This window comes from Candidatus Vagococcus giribetii (assembly GCF_017316185.1).
GTDB lineage: Bacteria > Bacillota > Bacilli > Lactobacillales > Vagococcaceae > Vagococcus > Vagococcus giribetii.
On sequence record NZ_JAFLVX010000009.1, the window covers coordinates 75,437 to 97,861 of the forward strand.

Consider the following 22,425-nt stretch of genomic DNA (forward strand, 5'->3'; position numbering starts at 1 on the left):
AAAAGTGCCACGCAAGTTTTACCAACTCTTGTCACACTTTCTTTTTTATTTAATATTAAATTTTGTTCTTAATTTGCCTACTTTAGCACCTAATAACTTGTCAGCTAATCGTGTTTTTAACGTTAACCAACCGTAGACACCGACTCCTGCTGAGACAGAGAAGAGGATAATCAACATAGATTGGAACTTACGCTCTGGATCTAAGAATAGATACAAGAACGAACGAACAAGGAAGACTGTAACAGACATTAATAAACTAAGAATAAAAATCAATAAAATTCGTCTAATCGTTAATGAATAGTTAAACTTCGTTATGTGATGAATTTTCTTGGTCATCAAGTACGCTGAGACAGTAAATCCAATAGCTGAAGCAAGTAAAGGTCCATAAACTTCAAAACTTTTAATCATTGGGTATTGTAAGACAATCTTGATTAAAAGTCCTACACCTAGATAAAAAATAGCATCGCCATTTTTATATAGGCCTTGTAGAGTCGTTGACACTAAAATGAAGTATCCCATAATCAGTCCCACATAACTAGCTTCAATCAACACGTTAATCCCTAAGACATCTGGTTGATAGAAGAAAACGTACATAGGCTGTGCTAGAGTCACCATACCAAAAGTAGCTGGCATCATAATCAGGAATAACAACTGAATGTTATCACTAATCAGTTTAGCTAAGCCGGCTTCGTCTTTTTTAGTAAAAGCTTCTGTGACTAAAGGTAGACTGGTCATAGCCATTCCTGTTGCTAGAGAGATAATAATCATTACTAGCTTATCTGGATTGGCACTAAAAATACTAAACAAAGCCGATAACTGATCTTTTGAAAAATTAGTAAAGCTTGCCATGATTGGCTCAAAGGTATATTGATCCACTAATTTAAAAATCGTAATCGCTGATCCTACAATAATAAAAGGAATCGCTTCTTTAATCATCTCTTTGACTAAACGATTTTCAGATACTTCTATTTGATTACTACTACCCGCAATCAAGCGATCCATTTCTGGTTTTTGTTTCATGTAAAACCAGATAAGTGCCCCGTACGCTCCAAGCATACCGATAAAAGCAGCAAAGGTTGATTGAACAACGGCAGCTACATAATCTCCTGAGCCCATCTTCATAATCATAAAGGCTGTCAGTAACATGTAAAACACACGAGCAACTTGTTCAATAATTTGTGACACTGCTGCTGGCATCATGTCTTGATTTCCTTGGAAGTATCCTCTGATAACACTCATACTAGGAAACACAAGAACAGCTACACTTAAAGCTCGCATCACTGGAATCAAGTTCTTATCCCCTGCTGCTAAGACAGGAGATAAGACGTACATGATACCTGCACACAAGACACCAAAACCAGCCATAATCATAAGAGTTCGTTTAAACAATCTCTGACTTGTTCGGTATTCATTTTGGGAATTGTAATAGGATATTTGTTTAGCAATTGCTCCAGGAATTCCCGCTGTAGCAATCATTAAAAACAAGGCATAAATGTTGTAACCTTTATTAAATAAACTGTTCGCTAATTTAGCATTTTCCCCCATCCATAAATACCAGGGAACAATGTAGATAGCTCCTAACAAACGGGATAACACATTACCAATAGTCATCCATAAGGAACCACGAACCATTTTTTCTTTAGCGTTTAACTCTTTAGAGTTTCCCTCAAAAGAGGCCTCTTGATTCGGCATGTTTCTATCCAACTTTCTTCATCATACTGCTTATAATTGTAGCGATTTAACCCGCGTTATGCAAACCATTTTAACAATTTTTAAACACTTTTTGATGAGGCAGTTTAGTTAGCTACAATATTAACCAATTTATTAGGAACGGCAATCACTTTACGGACAGTTTTTCCTTCAATTGCTGATTTTACTTGCTCATTTTCGTAAGCTAACGCTTCTAGTTCTTCCTTCGTTGCGTTATTAGGTACGTTAACACGAGCTTTTAATTTACCATTTACTTGGAAAATCACTTCAATTTCGTCTTCAACAAGTTCTGTTTCATCATAGACTGGCCATGCTGCTAGACTGATGCTTTCTTTGTTGCCCATACGCTCCCATAGTTCTTCTGCAATAAATGGTGCGATTGGTGCAAGCATTTGTAAGAAGCCTTTCATGTATTCAACTGGTAAAGCATCTGCTTTATAAGCTTCATTCACAAAAATCATTAATTGAGAAATCGCCGTATTAAAGTGAAGTTGTTCAATATCTTCTCCTACTTTTTTCACTGTTTGGTGGTAAACTTTTGTTAATTTACCATCATTGTGAGTCGTGATGCGATCACGTAATACAGCATTTTCATCAATGTATAGACGCCAAACGCGGTCTAAGAATTTACGACTTCCTTCAAGACCTTTTTCACTCCATGCAACAGATGCATCAAGTGGTCCCATAAACATTTCATAAAGTCTTAATGTATCGGCACCAAACTCGTTAACCACGTCATCTGGATTGACAACATTCCCTTTAGATTTAGACATTTTCTCATTACCTTCACCTAAAATCATACCTTGATTATAAAGCGTTTGGAATGGCTCTTTAGTTGATACCACACCAATATCGTATAAGAATTTATGCCAAAAACGAGCGTATAGTAAATGAAGAACCGCATGCTCTGCTCCACCTAAGTACACATCTACTGGTAACCATTCTTTTAATTTTTCAGGATCCGCTAACATCTCTGTGTTATGTGGGTCGATAAAACGTAGGTAATACCATGAACTACCTGCCCATTGTGGCATTGTATTTGTTTCACGACGACCTTTCATACCTGTTTTTTCATCAACGACATTAATCCATTCTTCCATATTAGCTAATGGTGATTCACCTGTTCCACTTGGTTTAATATCTGTAGCTTTTGGTAAAACTAATGGTAATTCTTCCTCAGGAACAGCTGTCATCGTTCCATCTTCCCAATGAATAATTGGAATTGGCTCACCCCAATAACGTTGACGAGAGAATAACCAGTCACGTAAACGATAACTTGTTTCTTTTTTACCCACTTCATGCTCTTCTAACCAAGCAATCATTTTAACCATTGCGTCTTCTTTGTTCAGGCCATCTAAAAAGTCAGAATTAATATGTGGACCGTCTTCTGTAAAAGCTTCTTCCTCAATATTGCCACCTTCTAAAACAGGGACAATTTCTAAGTTAAAGGCTTTAGCAAACTCGTAATCACGCTCATCATGAGCAGGAACAGCCATAATTGCTCCAGTTCCATAAGTTGATAACACATAATCTGCAATCCAGATTGGCATTTCTTTACCATTAACTGGGTTAATCGCGTAAGCACCTGTAAAGACACCTGTTTTTTCTTTTGATAATTCAGTACGGTCTAAATCTGTTTTCTTTTCAGCTTCTTTGATATAAGCATCAATAGCTTCTTTTTGTTCTGGTGTAGTAATCTCTTGAACTAGTTTTAACTCTGGAGCTAAAACAGCATAAGTTGAACCAAATAACGTATCTGGACGAGTTGTAAAAACAGTAAACTCTTTATCTGTATCTTTGATTTTAAAAGTAACGTTAGCTCCTTCAGAACGACCAATCCAGTTTCTTTGCATGTCTTTCACACTACTTGGCCAGTTAATGTCATCTAAATCATCGATTAAACGGTCTGCATAAGCAGTGATTTTTAACATCCATTGTTTCATTGGTACTCGGTACACAGGGTGACCCCCACGCTCTGATTTACCATCGATAACTTCTTCATTGGCTAATACAGTTCCTAAAGCAGGACACCAGTTAACAGCTACTTCTGCTTCATAAGCTAACCCTTTTTCAAATAGCTTAGTAAAAATCCATTGTGTCCATTTATAATAACCTGGATCTGTTGTATTGATTTCACGGTTCCAATCATAACTAAATCCTAAAGAGTTTAATTGGCGTTTAAATGTTTGAATGTTTTTTGCTGTAAATTCAGCTGGGTCATTTCCTGTGTCTAATGCATATTGTTCAGCAGGTAAACCAAAAGCATCCCATCCCATTGGATGAAGAACGTTATAACCTTTTGCTCGTTTGTAACGAGATAACACATCTGTTGATGTATAGCCCTTTGGATGTCCTACGTGTAACCCTTGTCCTGATGGATATGGGAACATGTCTAATGCGTAGAATTTTTCCTTGTCAGATGTCTCTTCTGTTTTAAATGTCTCGTTATTTCTCCAATAATCTTGCCATTTTTTTTCAATATCAATATAATTGTATGCCATTCTTTTTCCTCCTAAAAAATAATAAAAAAAGCCCTATAAAAGCTCAAATAAAGCTTTTATAGGACGTTGATTTTAACGTGGTACCACCTATTTTTATGCTAGAAATCCTAGCATCTCTACCTCATGATAACGGGCTGATCCCGGCTATATTAGCAAAACTCGGAGCTAAGTTCAGACGTCTTTCTTTATGTATTTTCACCAACCATACACTCTCTAAAAAAGTTTCTATCTTACTACTTCTCGTCATCGTCCTTTATATTAAGCTCATAATAACAGAATCAAATTGACTTTTCAACTACAGCACTTACTCAGTGTTTGTTAACCTACTCTTAATGTCTGTCCTGTGTAAATGATGTCTCCTGCTAGTCGATTCCATTGTTTAATTTGTTTCACACTCACACCATATTTAGTCGACAAGCCCCATAATGAATCCCCTGAAGCGACTTTATGGCGTTTGTTACTTGCTGTTTGTGGTTTTGCTTGTGTCTTACTTGTACTTGAACCAGGAATTTTAAGGGTTTGACCCACATAAATCATATCTCCTGATAACCCGTTAGCTCGTTTTAAATCAGTTACAGACACGTTATGCATCAAGGATACTTTGTAAAGAGAATCCCCTGATTTTACCGTATAAGTGCTAGCTGTTTTATTCACTGTTTGTTGGGTAACAGGTTGGTTTGTTGATGCACTTGATCCACCTGATATAACTAATTGCTGACCAATGTAAATCATGTCACTCTTCAAGTTATTTTTTTTCTTGATATCAGTCACACTCACACCATAACGCAGACTAATACCATAAAGCGTGTCGCCACTTCTCACTGTATGAGTTTTACTTGATGTTGAAGTATTAGGTTTGTTTTGAGTTTGAGTCGTGTTACTTTGAGAACCACCAACTTTCAGCTGTTGTCCTACGTAAATCACATCACTCTTCAAGTTATTCCATTGTTTCAATTGAGCCACACTTACACCATATTTAGAACCAATACCTGATAATGTATCTCCACTTTTTACGGTGTGTTTACTTGTATTTGTACTAACTGGTGGTTTTGGTTGCTGTGGTTTTGGTGTTTGAGGAGTCGATGTGCCTCCCTTAACAGATAACTTTTGACCCACATAAATCGTATCGCTCTTCAAGTTATTCCATTGTTTAATTTGTGCCACACTTACACCATATTTAGTTGCAATACCGTATAAAGTATCACCACTTTTTACTGTATGGGTTTGACTTGTTGTGACTGGTGGTTTTGGTTGCGGTTTAGGCTTACTTGTATTATTAGATGAGCCTCCTTTAACCACTAACGTTTGACCCACATAAATCATGTCACTCTTCAAGTTATTCCATTGTTTAATTTGTGCCACACTTACACCGTATTTAGTTGCAATACCATATAAAGTATCGCCACTTTTTACTGTGTGCTTACTTGTATTAGTTGCAGGCTTGTCTGTATTTGGTTTACTTGGTTCTTTATCTGTTGTAACAGGTGGCTTAACTGCGTTACCTGATACTTTAAGCGTTTGTCCCACGTAAATCATATCACTCTTCAAGTTGTTCCATTGTTTCAACTGACTAACAGTAACACCATATTTTCTTGAAATACCTGAAAGTGTGTCCCCACTAACAACCTGATGTGTTTTAGCATTCCCTACATTTTGGTTGTTGTTTGAATTATTATTGTTGTTACTATTATTGTTATTTGAGTTGTTATTGTTTGAACCACCACTACCTGGTGTGTCGTATTGAGTCAGGTTGTGTGCCACAATTAAGTTATTCAACTTATTATTGTAGTTTGGATCTGTTGCATAACGGCCTGTTAACCAACGTGTCGCATCTTGGTAACTGTTTGTATTTGACTTCCAAGAACCAGCATAAAAGTAATTTCCTGGTGAAAAAGAAGTTGTTTTTAACACACGTGCGTTGTCTTCAAAAGACTCACGATAAGATGGGTATTTTCTAAATTGCGCATTGATAATAACGTTTTGTCCGTTAAAATGCTCCCATGTTTGCATCGTCACAGATTGACCATTGTAAGCTCCCTTAATCCCAAATAAATTATGGTTTGGTGGTGATGACAATGTACTTGAACCATAGCCACTTTCTAAAATAGCTTGAGCAATCATAACTGATGCGTATAAGTCATTTTTTCCTGCTACTTGTTGTGCGTGATAAGCTGTGTCTTCAATAAACTGAGCTTGTGGTGTTGCTGCTCTCAAAGTACGAGGACCCATCATAGGCGCAGGGGCACTTAGACTTCTTGGACTAGCCATCACTTTTTTAGGTGCTGCTACTTGTTTAACAAGCTCTTTAACGACTTCTTTTTTAGGTGTTGAGCTTTCTTTTGTTACTTCTTTAGACTCTGATGTACTAGTTGATTCTGTTTTTTCTTTAGTCGTAGACTCTGTTGTTTCAGTAGAACTTTCTTTTGATTCTTCCTTAGTTGAATCTGAACTTGATGTACTTTCAGTTGTCTCTTCTGTACTTGAGTCATTTGTTGTACTTGTTTCTGAGCTTTCTTCACTGTTAGTTGTTGTTTCTGATTCTTTTGACGTATCAGAAGATGAATCTTGAATAGTCTCTTCTGTTTCAGAAGGTTTTGTTTCTGAACTTTCTGTTGACTCTAACTCTTTATCACTTGAAGTTGTTTCTTCTGTTTCAGTGACTGTTTCTTCTGAAGTTGCTTGCTCTTCTTCAACAACGGTCTCTTCTGTCTCTACTTGGCGTTCTGCTGTCACTGTTTGAGACAACATACTTTCTCCAATAGAAACGGTCATAATTTGTTCTGTTAAATCGAATTTTTTTAATGAGGCTGGTAATTGTAATTTAGCTTGAGTAAACCCTTGTCCTGTAAAACTTAATTTAACTTGGTTAAGGGTTGTATCAATCGTGTAGTGTCCGACTACATTGCCTAATTCATCTTTGATATCTTTTTTTGTCTCATCCCAATGTAGCGTCACATTAGGTGATACTTGAATCACTGTGTCCAGATCTTCCATTCTTTGGGCATTTAAAATAAGAGCCATCTCAAATTGATTAGCTTCTTCTTTAATGTGATTTGAATTTAGGTCAAATTGTTTTAGTGTCATGCCTGGTGTTTGTTGTTTATCTGTAGAGATTGTTTTGTCTTCTGCGGCTTCATTAGCGCTTTCTGCATAAGCTTTCACAGTAATTCCTGGAACCAGTATAGAAGATGAAATCATCATCGTTGTTCCTATCAGAGAAACATTTTTAAGAACTGGTTGTTTCGTTAATAAATTGCTTGTTTCCTTCTTTTTCATTTATACTTCCACCCTTTGTTCAGTTTTAACTGATAACTCACTTATTTATGTTAATTTTTCGTATAGTCTACTTTTATTAAATCATCTTAAGATACAGAATTCAAGGGAGATAGGCTACTATTAATAATTTGTAATCTCTACGACACATTAAATTAAAATACGTCAGTTCTTTTATTATTTTATCTGCTCATACTTTAGCCCGATTTTGGTCTAAACCTCTTGTTATCAAGCATTATAGACGGTATATTAACATTAATAATACGGAAATAAGAAGGGATTCTATCATGAATAAAGAGCATTTTTTAATTGAATTAAAACTGCACTTGCGTCAACTTTCCCTAGTAGATCAACAAGCTATTTTGACAAAATACGATGATCTATTCACTGAAAAAATGGCACAAGGCTTAACTGAATATCAAATCACTAAAGAACTAGACTCACCAAAAGAAATTGCCGTGGCTATTTTAAATGAGTTCAACTTAGAATTAGTAGATGCCCCTAAAGAAAATAATGACTGGGTAGAAATGACTGAAAAAGGCAATCCTCATCCCTATTTTGAGGAAAAAAAGAGCTATCAAGAACCAAGCTCAGGCTTTATTCGTTTCTTTCAAGTCGCTGGCATTATTTGCCTCAACCTCTTCTTCATGTTTTGGCTAATTTTTAGCTGGGCAATTGGTTTATTCGTTGGATGGGTTGTTAGCTTATCCTTTATCTTCAGTCCTATTCTAGGCGCATTTAGTTTAATGAGCTTAACAACTTCTTACGGGTTCTTCCAATTGTTTATTTCCTTACTTCTTTGCGGGATTGGTTTAATCGGCTTACTCATCATGACACCATTTTCTAAGGTATCTCTAAAACTTTTAGGAGTTTACACTAAATGGAACATTCAAGTCTTGAGAGGAGAACGTGCCCTATGAAAAAACGAACTTGGTTCATTTTAATCCTTGCGATTGCTTTAATTGTCACAGGGGCAACGGGTAGTATTTTTTACTTTCAACGTCTAGAAGCTGAACGAGCAAAAAGCGATATTAACAAGAAATTTAAATACGATAATTCAGAAGAACTTGTTTTAAATGTTAAAAACCGAGCAACTCTTTACTTAAGTACTTCTGAGGACGATTATGTTCACATGAAAAAACAAGGACTAAGTTATGGCAGTACTAAAAATGACGAGACAACTTGGGATATTCAAAAATCAGGTAACCAAACAGTGGTGACCATTGATAACAAAAACATGCAACAACGCTTGCAGCCAACTGTCTTTAGTTTTGGCGATATCTATGATGATAGTATTTCTTTAAGCTTGCCTGAAAACTATAAAAAAATCACGATTAAAGGAAATAGTCTAGATATTAATTCTTACGATTTATCTCTTTCAAAACTTGATATTACAACAAAACACGGTAATATTAGTGCCGATAATTTAACAACTGAAGAACTCAACGTTGATACTACTCACGGAGATGTTTACTTTAACGGTGGTAAGGTTGAAAAAGGATTAAACATTAACGCCAATAGTGGAGATGTTACTTTAGAAGACACTTCCTTCTCTGATTTATCAGCTAATCTGAAGAATGGTGATATTTTAACTGCAAATACTAAAGGAAATATGAGTATTACAAACAACTCTGGTAATACTGATATCAACCACACAAAAGGAAAAGTCACAGTCGATAATAAAAGCAGCGATATTGTTTTTCACTCCAATCAAGTGAACTACGACGTGGATCTAGCAACGACTCACGGAAATATCCTGATTGAGATTGATGACACTTCTTATGAGCGAAATAAAGTCGATTTCCAAACAGGTTACGGCGCTATTTCAATATTTAATGAAAATTTATCATCTGAATCAACTTTCTCTAGAGATAAAGGAAAAAATAGCATCAAAGCCGTCTCTAAAAACGGTGATATTGTTGTGAATAAGCTAGATAAAGACGACACTGAGTACGGTGCGCATTAAAATCATGTTATAATACAATAGGCCCTTTATCAGGGCCTATTTATTTTTCAAATACGGAGGTTTTTTATGACTAAAAACAAATTTTCTTGCTATTTAATAGCAGGTATCAGCTTACTTCTATTTTCAATTATCGCAACATGTGTGGTTATTGATGAGAACTTATTAAAAAGTATTGATCAACCCATTATTCAACTTGTTCGCGGGACTTTAACTGATGGAAAAACTATTTTCTTTAAAACAATGACTAAATTTGGAGACACTTCAACAGTGGTTCTATTAACTGTTGGTCTAGCAGCTGTGCTTTACTTTGCTAAACAAAAAGTCAGTGCTATCTGGCTAGTTATCAACTCAGCTATTATTCAAGGAGCTGGTAACACAGCTCTAAAATTTATTTTCAACCGTCCAAGACCTGCTGGTGAGCATTTAGTAAGTGCTGGTGGCACTAGTTTTCCAAGTGGGCATTCTATGGGAAGTATGTTATTATATGGTACTTTGATTATACTGTTACCAAAATTTATTAAAAATAAACCACTTTGCTTAAGTCTTCAAATTTTACTTGGCCTTCTGATTTTATCTGTTGGCACTAGTCGAATTTATTTAGGGGTACACTACCCAACTGACGTGATTGGTGGTTTCTTAATGGGGATTGCTTGGCTAAGTTTCTCATTTCCTCATTTTAAAAAATACGATGAATTAGCACATTAAAAGGGGATCGTTGCTATGTTTACATTCAACAAAGGAGATAATAAGCGTTACTATACTTGGAATGACGCTTTAAGAGAACAATTTGATGAAAAGATTTTTAAAGTGCCCATTGATGGTGGCTTTGATTGTCCAAACCGTGACGGAACAGTCGCCCATGGCGGTTGTACGTTTTGTAGTGTATCAGGATCTGGTGACATGATTGTTGCCCCTAGTGATCCTCTACCGATTCAATTTCGCAAAGAAGTGGATCAAATGCATCAAAAATGGCCTTCTACAAATCAATACATCGTCTATTTCCAAAACTTTACTAATACCCATGCACCAATTGATGTTATTAAACACCGCTTTGAGCAAGTGATTAATGAAAAAGGTGTGGTTGGTTTATCCATTGGTACTAGACCTGATTGTTTGCCAGATGAAGTAGTTGAGTATTTAGCTGAGTTGAATGAACGCCTCTATCTGTGGGTGGAACTTGGTCTTCAAACCACTTATGAATCAACAAGTGCTTTAATTAATCGCGCTCATGATTACCAAACCTACCTTGATGGTGTTGCTAAATTAAGAAAACACAATATTAATGTGTGTACCCATCTTATTAATGGGCTACCTGGTGAGACTTACGAAATGATGATGGAAAATGTTAGACGCACGGTCACAGATTCGGACATACAAGGTATTAAACTTCATTTGCTTCACTTGATGACGAATACGCGTATGGAAAAAGATTACTTAGCTGGTCGCTTAGAGTTATTAACCCAAGAAGATTATACGAAGATTATTTGCGATCAATTGGAAATTATTCCTGCTAATATTATTATCCACCGATTGACTGGTGACGCTCCACGAGACACCATTATTGGACCTATGTGGAGTCTAAAAAAATGGGAAGTGCTTAATGGCTTTGATACAGAATTAGCTCGCCGTGGCACCTATCAAGGCATTTATGCTCATGACAAAAAAGGAGTGACTCTTAATGCTTAAAACTTCTTTACGCTATAGCCATGACTTACTTAAAGAAGTCATTCAAGAAGGCGATACTGTTGTTGATGCTACTATGGGTAACGGAAACGACACCTTGTTTCTTGCTCAACTAGTGGGGAAATCGGGTAAAGTATACGGGTTTGATGTTCAAGAGCAAGCTTTAGTATCTACCACCAATCGTTTGACAGAACACCACTGCACAGAGCAAGTTGTGTTGCTTTTACAAGGTCACGAAACCATCAAAGAGGTGATTCCTGAGACTACCTTAATCAGTGGAGCTGTCTTTAACTTAGGCTATTTACCTAAAAGTGACAAAACGATTGTGACTCATGAAGACACCACTATTCAAGCTATTGAAGCCTTATTGCTTCGTTTAAAAGAAACTGGGCGTATTATTTTGGTGATTTATGATGGTCATGAAGAAGGCAAACAAGAAAAAAGAGAAGTTCTTTCTTTTGTTGAGAACTTGCCTCAAGAGCAATTTAGTGTCATGAACTATCAATTTATCAATCAACGTAATAATCCACCTTCATTAATTTGCATCGAGAAAAAACCACTGTCAAAGAAATCATAAGATTTCTGGCAGTGTTTTTTTTCATCTCTACAGATGATTATAAATCATTTTCGCATCAGTCATATTAAACTGTTCTGTCGAGGGAGATCCTTTTGCTCCTGTAGTGATTAATAGAAAAATCTCACCTTTAATATCAGCTAGACTAATCAGACATTGGCCAGCTTTTTTCGTATAGCCTGTTTTACCTCCTAATAGCTGCCCATTAGCTAGACTTAAATCAGAAGATTCTTTCAGTAGCGTACTTTCTAAGTAGTAACCTTCTGGTGTAAAAGGAGTCCCTTCTGTTTGATAAGTTGTCGTTGTCACTAGTCCTCTAAATTCTTGATTTTTTAGAGCTACTTCCATAAATAACCCCAAATCTTTAAGCGTTGACACGTGACCACTCTCATCTAAACCTGTCGCATTTTTAAAAGTCGTTTGTTTCATGCCTGTTTGCTTAGCGAAAGCATTCATCTCTGAAACAAAAGTTTCTTCACTACCAGAAACATCATTTGCCGCTGCAATAGCTGCATCTCCTCCAGATGGTAAAACAATCCCGTAAGCTAAATCTTTGATACTTATCACATCTACACCTTTAAATCCAGATAGAGAAGCTCCTTCTCCTATCAACTCATCCACAATTCGTTGATCTAGTTGAATAGTTTTAGTTAAATCAGGTTCATTTTCTAATAGTAAATAAGCTGTAACTAATTTAGTTAGTGACGCAATACTAACTGGTTTTTGGGTATTTTTTTGAATCAATATCTCACCTCTGCTTAAGTTTTTCAAATACACACCTTGGCTATGTACTTTATCCAGAACACCTAATGTATCTGTCGTTTTAGTAGGCAGACTGATATTAAATGGCTTCTGTTTCGCCCAAACATAGTAGCCGCCAAAACTAACTAATACTAACAAAAGAATTACACTGATTAATTTTTTCATCTCCCTCACCTCACAATTAGCATATCAATTAAAAGTCATGAAATAAGTAAATTAATTCTTGTCTTTTTCTTAATTCTTGTCGAACAAAAAAGCGACTACTCTTTAGAATAGTCGCTTCTCTCTTAATCTTTTCTTCTTGTTTTTGAAGCAAACATCATCGTGAAACCAATTAATAATAGGCTTCCTAACATAACTATACCTGTTGACGATGTCATTTCTCCCGTTTTTGGTAAACCTTGGTTGTTTTGGTTACTAGAACCTTTTTTACTTGGTTCTTTTTTTCCAGGTTGTTTCTTATCAACTGAAGGTTTTGGCTCTGGCGTTACCTCACCAGGTTTCAATTTGTTTTCGACCATAACTTGAACCGTATTTTTAGTCGCTTCATCTTTTTTTACTTCGATCGTTTTTGGTGTTTCGTCTAGCACATAGCCTTCTGGTGCTTTCGTTTCTACTAATGTGTACTCTCCTAATGCTAGTTGAGACACTTTTGCTTTACCTTCTGCATCAGTTACTAATGTGTATTCTTTGCCATCTGCTTCTGATGTTAATTTGAATTCGGCTCCTGATAATACTTTCGTATTATCTTCAACGTCCACTTTTGTTACTTCTACACTTCCTAGAGGAGTACTTGGCTCTAATGGTGTCCATGGTGTTTCTTTTTCATTACTTACTGTGATTGATGACACGTTTTTAGTCGCTTCATCTTTTTTAACTTCAATGGTTTGTGGTGTTTCATCTAACACATAACCTTCTGGTGCTTTCGTTTCTACTAATGTGTACTCTCCTAATGCTAGTTGAGATACTTTTGCCTTACCTTCTGCATCAGTTACTAATGTGTATTCTTTGCCATCTGCTTTCGATGTTAATTTGAATTCGGCTCCTGATAATACTTTCGTGTTATCTTCAGCGTCCACTTTTGTTACTTCTACACTTCCTAGAGGAGTACTTGGCTCTAATGGTGTCCATGGTAAAACGGCTGTATTTGTAACAGTTAAATTCACTTCATTGTTTGTATCTTTGTTTTCTTTAATAGTAAGCTCTTTAATTTTACTATCTAATAAATAACCTGCTGCTGACTGAATTTCTTGTAAATCATATTTACCTAATGGTAGGTTAGTTACTTCTGCTATCCCTTTATCATTAGTAATCAAGCTATAGATTTTACCAGTTGTTTTTGATGTTAAGTTAAATTTAGTTCCTGGCAATACTTTTGATTGATTGTTAGCGTCCACTTTCATTACTCGGACACTACCTAAAGGAGTACTTGGCTCTAGTGGCGTCCATGGTGTTTCTTTTTCATTGCTTACTGTAAGTGTTGTAACGTTGCTTGTTGTTTCATCGTATTTAACTTCTACCGTTTGTGGTGTTTCATCTAATACGTAGCCTTTTGGCGCTTTTGTTTCTACTAATGTGTACGTTCCTACTGGTAAATCCGATGCTTTCGCTTTTCCGTCTACATCAGTTACTAGTGTGTATTCTTTAGCATCTTTTACTGATGTTAATTTAAATTCTGCTCCTGACAATACTTTCGTATTATCTTCAGCGTCCACTTTTGTTACTTCTACACTTCCCAAGATTGGTTTACTTGGCTCTAGTGGCGTCCATGGTGTTTCTTTTTCGTTACTTACTGTAAGTGCCGTAACGTTGCTTGTTGTTTCATCGTATTTAACTTCTACCGTTTGTGGTGTTTCATCTAATACGTAGCCTTTTGGCGCTTTTGTTTCTACTAATGTATACGTTCCTACTGGTAAATCTGATACTTTCGCTTTTCCATCTGCATCTGTTACCAATGTGTACTCTTTACCATCTTTTACTGATGTTAATTTAAATTCTGCTCCTGATAACACTTTTGTATTATCTTCAGCATCCACTTTTGTTACTTCCACACTTCCTAAAATTGGCTTACTTGGCTCTAGTGGTGTCCAAGGTAACACTTTTGTGTTTTCTACTGCAAGCTTAATTGTTTGGTCTTTTTCAATTTTCACATCTTTTGATTCTGTATTTAATAAGTAACCTGCTGGTGCTTTTGTTTCAACTAATGTGTAATCACCTGCTGGAATTTCTCCTGTTGTTACTTCACCTTGGTCATTTGTTACTAAATGATACGTTTGTCCATCAGTTGCTGATGTTAAAGTAAATTCTGCTCCAGATAATTTTACCTCTTTATCTTTAGCATCCACCTTTACAATAGTTAATTGACCTACTGGAATAATTGGGTCATTTGCAACAGTTATTTGTGTTGTATTTTTTGTTATTTCATCTTCTTTAATCTCAATAGGGTATTCTGTGTTATTTAAGACATATCCTGCTGGTGCTTCAATTTCTTTTAATGTGTAAGCGCCTAAAGGTAAGCCTTCAATAATCCCTTGTCCTGCTTCATTTGTTGTTACTTCATAAGTTGTGCCCGTTTCATTTGATGTTAAGACAAATTTAGCATTAGCTAAATGAGTATCTTCTTTATTTGTTTCTACTTTATTAATTTCTAAACGACCTAAAACAACTTCGCGTTCGTTAGTCACTTTTTCTTCAATTGTTGGTTTGTTAACATTGATATACACATCTTCTGTTAATATTTTATATCCTTTTGGTGCATCTGTTTCTTCTAAATAGTATTCACCAGGAGTTAATTGAGTGACTTCAATTTTACCTTCTGCATCAGAAACTAAATCTGCTTTCACAATTTTTCCTTTTTTATCTTTTAATACAAATTTAGCATCAGCTAAAGGTTTTCCTTCTGTATCTTGTTTAAGAATTGTTAAACGGCTTGTTTTACTACCTTCACCCCAAGCGTTACTATTAATATTCTCAATTTCTTTGTCTCTACTATCATGTTGTGGCGCTTGACCATGTACTTGGTAATCTACTTCTAAGTTATTCGTAAATGAAGCTACATCTGTATCAGTGATTTGTGTGTAATACACTATACGAAATGAATTATAAGTAGCTGCACTTTGAGGAATTACCACATTGATAGTTCCTTGTTCGACTGAATAATCAAAAGTTGCTCCGTACTGATTTTTTACTTCTTCTACACCCTCTACTCCACGAAATGTTTTACTAGAACCATTTGCACTAGCAACTTCAATATAAAATGTTTCTGGTAACAACGTATGACTTCCTGGACTGTCTTTGATTGTATCTGCCATCACAATATTTGACACCATAGGCTCTTTGTTACTATTTAAAGAGATATCCCACATCACTCGTGTTGGATCACTAACATATATAACTCCGTTTTTATCGCTAAAATTTCGTGTTCCAGTGCCTGTTCCCCCGTCAGAAACTTCTTTTGAGACAGAAATTGGAACGGAGATGTTTCCTCCATTAATATTAATATTTTCTGTAGATGTAACACTGTTTGTGTTATTTACTTGAACTTTAAACTCAATTCCTCCATGGACTGTCCCTTGGTCAAATTGATTAACTCCTTCGTTAAAAACTAATCGAACTCCAGAGCTGGTAATAACAGCTTGTCCGATATTAACTCCATTATAGATAATATCTTTAGTCGAAGCATAAGCTTGCATTGTGGCATTACCTATTTGAGGCCATGACAAATAAATCTCATCTCCGGCAGTAATTTTTTTCTGACTATCATCAAAAGTTGCTGTAACACTCAATCTACTTCCATCACTTGTGTCTTGATGGTCCACAGAAATATTCTGCCATAATAACGAGGAAACATCATTGCTTCCCTCAGCGTTAACTAACACTGATCCTGGCATAATTAACTGTGAACAAGCAATAATAAATACTGCAACTAAATTAAATACACGTTTCATAAACAAATTTCCCTTTCTATTTCGTCCTCACGACGATTCTTCTCGATGTGCACAAAATCGATTATAAAACCCAGTGTTTTTATTTAACCTTCATTTGTTACTCATCGATGCGCAAACGTCTCGAATAAAACGCTGCCAATGTTTATAAAACGGTATTTTATCACTATTTAAAAAATTTACAAAAAATGATAAATAGAGCTATAAATTAAAAAAACAAATGTTTCCGAATTATAAAGCGCTATTAATTTATTTTATTTCCCTCTTATTAGATTTTCATATATAATAAGACAGTGCAGATTCTCATTAGAATACAGAAAGGTATAAATAACAAACATATGGCTATAACAAGTAATCAAACACGCTTAATAAATAACAGAGAACATCGCCTTGTCCAATTCCTAGTCCAACTAAACAAACAGAACACTATGCCTATTACCGACTTGATGACTTATCTAAACTGCTCTAAATCAACTATTCTAAACGATATTGATTATTTCAATAATCATTTTTCAAAATCAATCACCTTATCCGTGAACAAAAAACAACATGTTATCCTGAATTGTGGAACAAGTGGTAATATCAACCAAGTCATTCGAGAAATCAGCCTCAGTAGTCCTGGGGTTCAATTAGTGAAAATATTGTTTGCTTACCCTAATCAAAGCATCTTTTTTTATGCTCAAAAACTATTTACAAGTCCTGCAACTTTGTATCGAACCATTAAGAAATTTACCCCCATTTTAAAAGAGGCTGGCTTAGTGATTCAAAACAAACAAAAGAAATACCGATTGATTAGTGATTCAGATATTGAGCTGTATATCTTTTTAACTAAAGGATTGGAAGAACTCTATGCCTTATCACTTCCCGAGTTCACTTCAGCAAAAGACTATGAAGCCTTTTATCAACTCTATCCATTTCACTTAGAAGAAGAGCAACATTTTCTGTTTCTATTAAAAGAAATGATGAGTTTTCATCCGGCCAATCGAAAAGCTAATCTATTTGATGATTTTTTTCATATTTACAAAGAAATACCAATGCCTAATAATCTAATCACTGTGATGACACGCTTTATCCAACAAACACAAATGTTTCTTGATATTGATTTCAATCAATTAGACGACATTGAACGTCTTTTTATTTTTGTAAAAAAAAGAGAAATTCTATTTTCAAATCACGAATCAATCTTTTTTAATCGTCATGAGACCTTTGTCAGTGAGCTTGCTGAACAACGCCCTTTTTTATTCAAACAATTAAAAACAGAACTTATGACTGCTATGAAAGAACTTCAGATGAGTTCTGATTATTCCTTTGACTATTTGTGTTACTTGATCTTGATTACATTTCCTTTAACACAACCTAAAGCAAATCAACGCAATATCTATCTCTATAGTGATTTGGGAAAACGACATGGAAACTTTTTAGCTCAAGCATTAGTCACTAAGTTCAACCTGGCTTTAACTAATATTACCTTAGTCACATTTGAGTTTTTTGATACCTATGTGTATAAAAAAGGCGATATGGTCATTTCTACTGTTCAACTATCAGAAGACACTCCTTGTATGTTGATAAATGACTTTCCTTTAGGTGGCAACTCCGATATAATCAATAACAATACTTAAAAGGAGGGTACTACCATGAGCTACTATTTATCATTACCTGTTACAGATGACATTGCACTTGTTCAACCAACTCTCAACATGTCAGAGGCCATTTTTTCCTTACTTGACAGTGATCGTCAACATCTAGGAACTTTCTTAGATTTTGTTGACCTAACCAATAAAGTTGAAGACGAGACAGCCTATTTAAAAATGAAATTAACAGGCGTGGCCAATGGGACTGACTACCTCTTTTTGATCCACTACAAAGGACAGTTAGCAGGTACTATTGACCTTCATTTCATTGATACGAAAAACCAAAAAGCTGAGATTGGTTACTGGATTCATTCTAGTTTTACTAACCTAGGTATCACCACCTTAGCAGTTCATAAGGTATGTGAGTTTGGTTTTAATCATCTTGATTTAAACAAACTAACGATTGTGGCGGATACAGAAAACCAACCTAGTAATAAAGTCGCTATCAAATCAGGTTTTACTTTAGTCTCGACTGAAAAAGAAGATGTGTTTATCCACGGAGCATTTAGAGATATGAATCGTTACTCTCTATTGAAAAGTAACTTTAAAGCAAAAAAATAAGACGACCTCTTTTGGTCGTCTTATTTTTTAAGCTAAAGGTGTTTCTTCTTTTTGTAAGTAATTAAGAATAAAAGCAATCACTAGTAAGACAATCCCTACTAAGTAGACTTGATGTAAGTTGTTATACAAAATATCACGTAGCTCACCAATTAAGTTAGTTGGTAGAGAGTCTACTGTATGAGGGTTGATTAGCTTATTCATCATGTCTTTTGTCACACCTAATTCTTTTTTAGCTTCTATACCTTGATTCATCGATGCATTTAAAACTAAACCAAAGACAGAAATCATCACCGTTTGACCAATGGTTCGTGATAAGGTGAAAAATGACGTTGCGACTCCCATATGATGTTCATCAACTGATGTTTGTGCTAAAACAGTTAGCATAGTCATGGTCATACCAAAACCAATTCCCAAAACAGCTGAGCAGATAAAGAACAGACCATAAGCTGTGTCTATTTTGGCTAATGCTAAGAATAAGGAACCAATCAGTATTGGGAACATACTAATAAAAATAGCTTTTTGGGCTGACCATTTTTGCATGGCTTTTCCACCTGCAAAAGAACCAAACATCCAAATCACTGACATTGGTGCTAAAACAATGCCACCTAAAGCTGCTGGTTTACCTAATATGCCTTGCATCCACATGGGAATATACACTTCGACTCCCATTAAAAAGCCACTGACTAGCGCTGCAATTAAATTAACTAACACATAAGTTCGATTACTAAATAATTCTAACGTAATAATCGGGTCTTTGGCGCGCTTTTCAATTTGAATAAAGACTACAAAGGATACTAGAAAGACCACAAAGGAAATAATCGTAACAGGTGTAAAGCCTTCGCTTAGTGTTTGGAAGCCGTATAGTAAAGACAACAGAACCACTACTAAACTCACACTTCCTAAGTAATCAATTGGTGCTTTATCCACTTCTCGTTTTTCTTCGTTTAAGTACAACCAAATCAATAACATTAAAACTAACCCGATTGGCACATTGATTAAAAAGATCCAATGCCAACTCAAAGCATCTACAATAAATCCACCGGCTAACGGTCCAATAATACTCGCAATTCCCCACGCGGCACTATTTAAACCTAAAATACTTGCCCTTTTTTCAACAGGATATAAATCCGCAATAATGATTAGAGACACCGGCACAATAGAACCTGCTCCAATCCCTTGAATGGCTCTAAACAATATCAGCTGAATCATGTTTTGACTCATACCCGACAAAGCTGATCCAATAATAAATATAATGATTCCAATCATAAAAATGGGCTTTCGTCCCACTTTATCTGCCAGTTTCCCATAGATTGGGGTCATCATGGCATTCGTTAATAAATAAATCGAGAAAACCCAGTTCATAATGGCAATGCCTTCTAAAGAACCCACAATAGTTGGCATGGCCGTTGAAACAATGGTCCCTTCCACAGCTGTCATAAACGTGGCAATGAACACACATATGGTAATAATCCTAACATTAGTTTCTTTCTTCTTCATTCTCCTCTTCTACCTCCTAAATAAAAAGGAACCCTCTGTTAAAGAATTATCTCTAACAAAGAGCCCTCGTTTGTTTACTTACTTAAACTTGCTCTTAAATCTTCCACTTTATCTAATTTTTCCCAAGTAAACGTTTCTTCTTCACGGCCAAAATGACCATAAGCTGCCGTTTTTTGATAAATAGGTCGTTTCAAATCAAGCATTTCAATAATGCCCACAGGTGATAAATTAAAATTATCTCTAATCGCTTCAATTAAAGCTGATTCAGCAACTGTTCCTGTTCCAAACGTTTCAACAGAAATAGAAACTGGTTGAGCCACACCAATGGCATAAGCTAATTGCACTTCACATTTACTAGCTAATCCTGCAGCTACAATGTTTTTAGCAATGTATCTAGCAGCATAACTAGCTGAACGGTCAACTTTTGTTGCGTCTTTTCCTGAGAATGCTCCACCACCGTGTCTTGCGTAACCACCGTAAGTGTCAACAATGATTTTGCGTCCTGTTAGACCTGAGTCTCCTTGAGGTCCACCGATCACAAAACGGCCAGTCGGGTTAATAAAGTACTTCGTCTCACCATCTAATAAGTTATTTGGAATAACTTCATTAATTACTAATGTTTTCACATCTTGAACGATTTGTTCTAAAGTCACTTCTTCATCATGCTGAGTACTAACAACAATCGTATCCACTCTTAGTGGTTGACCGGCTTCGTCATACTCAACGGTAACTTGAGATTTCGCGTCTGGACGTAAATACGTTAGCGTGTCATTTTTTCTAAGCTCTGCTAATTTGTGGGTAATGCGGTGACTTAAAGCAACAGGTAAAGGCATCAACTCAGGTGTTTCATTAATCGCAAAACCAAACATTAACCCTTGGTCCCCCGCACCTAGATCTTCTTTTTCCTCTTGGCTTTCTCTTTTTTCTAAAGAAGCATCAACCCCTTGAGCAATATCTGGTGATTGCTCATCGATGGCTACCATAACAGCACAGGTATCCCCATCAAAACCATATTTAGCACGTGTATAACCAATACCTTTAATCGTCTCACGTACTACTTTTTGAATATCCACATAAGCTGTTGTGGTGATTTCTCCAAATACAAGGACAAGTCCTGTTGTAACAGACGTCTCACAGGCCACTCTGGCTTCTGGATCTTTTGCTAGAATCGCGTCTAAAATCGCATCACTGATTTGGTCTGCTACCTTATCTGGATGTCCTTCTGAGACTGATTCTGATGTAAATAATTTTCTTTCTAACATTTCGGTATTCCCCCTAATTTTTCTCGGTTACAAGGAATCTTTACACATAGACGTAAATCCTATCGGGAATCTTGCAACATTGACAGTATAACAGATAAAAAATGTTTTACCTACTAAATATGTTGACCTTTTTTCCTTCTTATCCTAAAGTAAACTAATAAGACTAACAAAAGAGGTTAACACATTGAACACGAATAAAAATAGTTTATCCATCCTACCCTTTTTAATTTTTACTACTTTGACTCAGACACTGATTTCCTTGTTACCTGGTATGCTATTTTTAAGAAATAGCAGTCGTGGACCAGCCATTTTAACTTACATGGTATTGTATCTACTCATTAGTGATTTCTTCCATCTTATTGGAAAATCCACTTACAAAAAAGGCTCCTTCATTTCTTTACCTGTGTACGGGGTCAAATTAATTATCTCAACCATTTTAATTTTTCTAATTGCTCAGCAAACAGCTTATCAATTTGCTGTTATCTTAGTAGCTTACGAGTTATTCCAACTATTGATTTTCTCAAAACAATTTTTCTATATTGATTCGATTTTGTATTCCTTACTAAATGCATTCTTTAAAGGCATTGTTTTTAATCAATTGCTGACAATCAACTATCCTTTTGATTATCAATTTAGTTTAATCAAGCCTTTCATCTTTTCTTTTGTCTTGATTTTATTTATCACTATTTTGACACAAGGTATGTACTCCTTTTTAAAAAGACATGGTTGGTTCTTATTTCTAGCAGCTAGTTGCCTAGTCTTTCTGTATTACTTATTAATTTCACAATTTTTAGCCCATGAAACTGCTCTATGGAAGTTACTCATCTTTGTGCTTTGTAATCTAGGTGCTATTTATTCCTTCGTGAAATCAAAAAGTCCACGAACAAAAGAAGTGGTTCTCAACTTATTTGCACTCGTTAGTTTATTCATTTACTATTTTTAAGGAGGATATCTGATGAACCAGCTAAATGATAACAACAACCGTGATCCTAAAAAAGAGGCTATCTATCGAACTGTTTCCTTAGGATTAGGTATTCTAATCGCCTTATTTATTATGAAAT

15 protein-coding genes, 1 riboswitch and 1 other annotated feature are annotated in these 22,425 nt (G+C 35.6%); of the genes, 8 read left to right on the forward strand and 7 right to left on the reverse strand.

What is annotated here, in order from left to right; translation table 11 throughout:
• Window positions 1-45: 45 nt before the first annotated feature.
• The 3 genes from DOK76_RS03065 to DOK76_RS03075 all read right to left on the reverse strand — a co-directional run bounded on the left by DOK76_RS03065 (window position 46) and on the right by DOK76_RS03075 (window position 7,487).
• Complete coding sequence (locus tag DOK76_RS03065) at window positions 46-1,692, reverse strand: putative polysaccharide biosynthesis protein (RefSeq protein ID WP_206964900.1); 1,647 nt, start codon at window positions 1,690-1,692, stop codon at window positions 46-48.
• A 104-nt stretch (window positions 1,693-1,796) separates the two neighbouring features.
• Window positions 1,797-4,211, reverse strand: coding sequence for a leucine--tRNA ligase (leuS, locus tag DOK76_RS03070; RefSeq protein WP_206964902.1), 2,415 nt, complete (start codon window positions 4,209-4,211; stop codon window positions 1,797-1,799).
• A gap of 56 nt (window positions 4,212-4,267) precedes the next feature.
• Window positions 4,268-4,467 (reverse strand) — a binding site (T-box leader).
• A gap of 62 nt (window positions 4,468-4,529) precedes the next feature.
• Window positions 4,530-7,487 carry a LysM peptidoglycan-binding domain-containing protein gene (locus DOK76_RS03075; protein ID WP_206964903.1) on the reverse strand — a complete coding sequence of 986 codons (2,958 nt, stop codon included), beginning with the start codon at window positions 7,485-7,487 and terminating at the stop codon, window positions 4,530-4,532.
• 284 nt (window positions 7,488-7,771) lie between these two features.
• Between DOK76_RS03075 and DOK76_RS03080 the strand changes: the two genes are divergently transcribed.
• From DOK76_RS03080 to mnmM, 5 genes are all read left to right on the forward strand, one after another.
• Complete coding sequence (locus DOK76_RS03080; protein ID WP_206964904.1) at window positions 7,772-8,404, forward strand: DUF1700 domain-containing protein; 633 nt, start codon at window positions 7,772-7,774, stop codon at window positions 8,402-8,404.
• A complete protein-coding gene (locus DOK76_RS03085; protein ID WP_206964905.1) occupies window positions 8,401-9,450 on the forward strand; it encodes a DUF4097 family beta strand repeat-containing protein in 1,050 nt (349 codons plus the stop codon). The genes DOK76_RS03080 and DOK76_RS03085 overlap by 4 nt, the downstream gene beginning before the upstream one ends.
• A 66-nt stretch (window positions 9,451-9,516) precedes the next feature.
• On the forward strand, window positions 9,517-10,155 hold the full coding sequence (locus tag DOK76_RS03090; RefSeq protein ID WP_206964906.1) for a phosphatase PAP2 family protein: 639 nt from the start codon (window positions 9,517-9,519) through the stop codon (window positions 10,153-10,155).
• Between the two features lie 15 nt (window positions 10,156-10,170).
• Window positions 10,171-11,136: a tRNA modification radical SAM protein MnmL/YtqA gene (gene mnmL / locus DOK76_RS03095; protein WP_206964907.1), complete on the forward strand. Its 966-nt coding sequence runs from the start codon at window positions 10,171-10,173 to the stop codon at window positions 11,134-11,136.
• Window positions 11,129-11,710: a tRNA 5-(aminomethyl)-2-thiouridylate-methyltransferase MnmM gene (gene mnmM / locus DOK76_RS03100; RefSeq protein WP_206964908.1), complete on the forward strand. Its 582-nt coding sequence runs from the start codon at window positions 11,129-11,131 to the stop codon at window positions 11,708-11,710. Before mnmL ends, mnmM begins: the two co-directional genes overlap by 8 nt.
• Before the next feature lie 27 nt (window positions 11,711-11,737).
• Here the strand turns inward: mnmM and DOK76_RS03105 are convergent, their stop codons facing one another.
• The gene (locus DOK76_RS03105; protein ID WP_206964910.1) at window positions 11,738-12,634 is read right to left on the reverse strand and encodes a D-alanyl-D-alanine carboxypeptidase family protein; all 897 of its coding nucleotides are present in this window, start codon (window positions 12,632-12,634) and stop codon (window positions 11,738-11,740) included.
• A 122-nt stretch (window positions 12,635-12,756) separates the two neighbouring features.
• On the reverse strand, window positions 12,757-16,416 hold the full coding sequence (locus tag DOK76_RS13290) for a SpaA isopeptide-forming pilin-related protein (RefSeq protein ID WP_206964911.1): 3,660 nt from the start codon (window positions 16,414-16,416) through the stop codon (window positions 12,757-12,759).
• Between the two features lie 425 nt (window positions 16,417-16,841).
• Here DOK76_RS13290 and DOK76_RS03115 point away from each other — a divergent pair, with 425 nt between their 5' ends.
• A complete protein-coding gene (locus DOK76_RS03115) occupies window positions 16,842-18,032 on the forward strand; it encodes a helix-turn-helix domain-containing protein (RefSeq protein WP_206964912.1) in 1,191 nt (396 codons plus the stop codon).
• 15 nt (window positions 18,033-18,047) lie between these two features.
• Window positions 18,048-18,605 (forward strand): GNAT family N-acetyltransferase, encoded by a 558-nt coding sequence (locus DOK76_RS03120; protein WP_206964913.1) that lies wholly within the window; start codon window positions 18,048-18,050, stop codon window positions 18,603-18,605.
• Between the two features lie 27 nt (window positions 18,606-18,632).
• Here DOK76_RS03120 and DOK76_RS03125 read toward each other — a convergent pair whose 3' ends face one another.
• Complete coding sequence (locus DOK76_RS03125; RefSeq protein WP_206964914.1) at window positions 18,633-20,102, reverse strand: MDR family MFS transporter; 1,470 nt, start codon at window positions 20,100-20,102, stop codon at window positions 18,633-18,635.
• Window positions 20,103-20,176: 74 nt separating this feature from the next.
• The gene (gene metK, locus DOK76_RS03130) at window positions 20,177-21,364 is read right to left on the reverse strand and encodes a methionine adenosyltransferase (RefSeq protein ID WP_206964915.1); all 1,188 of its coding nucleotides are present in this window, start codon (window positions 21,362-21,364) and stop codon (window positions 20,177-20,179) included.
• Window positions 21,362-21,446, reverse strand: a riboswitch (SMK box riboswitch). (Overlaps the previous gene by 3 nt.)
• 102 nt (window positions 21,447-21,548) lie before the next feature.
• Here metK and DOK76_RS03135 point away from each other — a divergent pair.
• Window positions 21,549-22,307 carry a hypothetical protein gene (locus tag DOK76_RS03135; protein WP_206964916.1) on the forward strand — a complete coding sequence of 253 codons (759 nt, stop codon included), beginning with the start codon at window positions 21,549-21,551 and terminating at the stop codon, window positions 22,305-22,307.
• Window positions 22,308-22,425 lie beyond the last annotated feature (118 nt).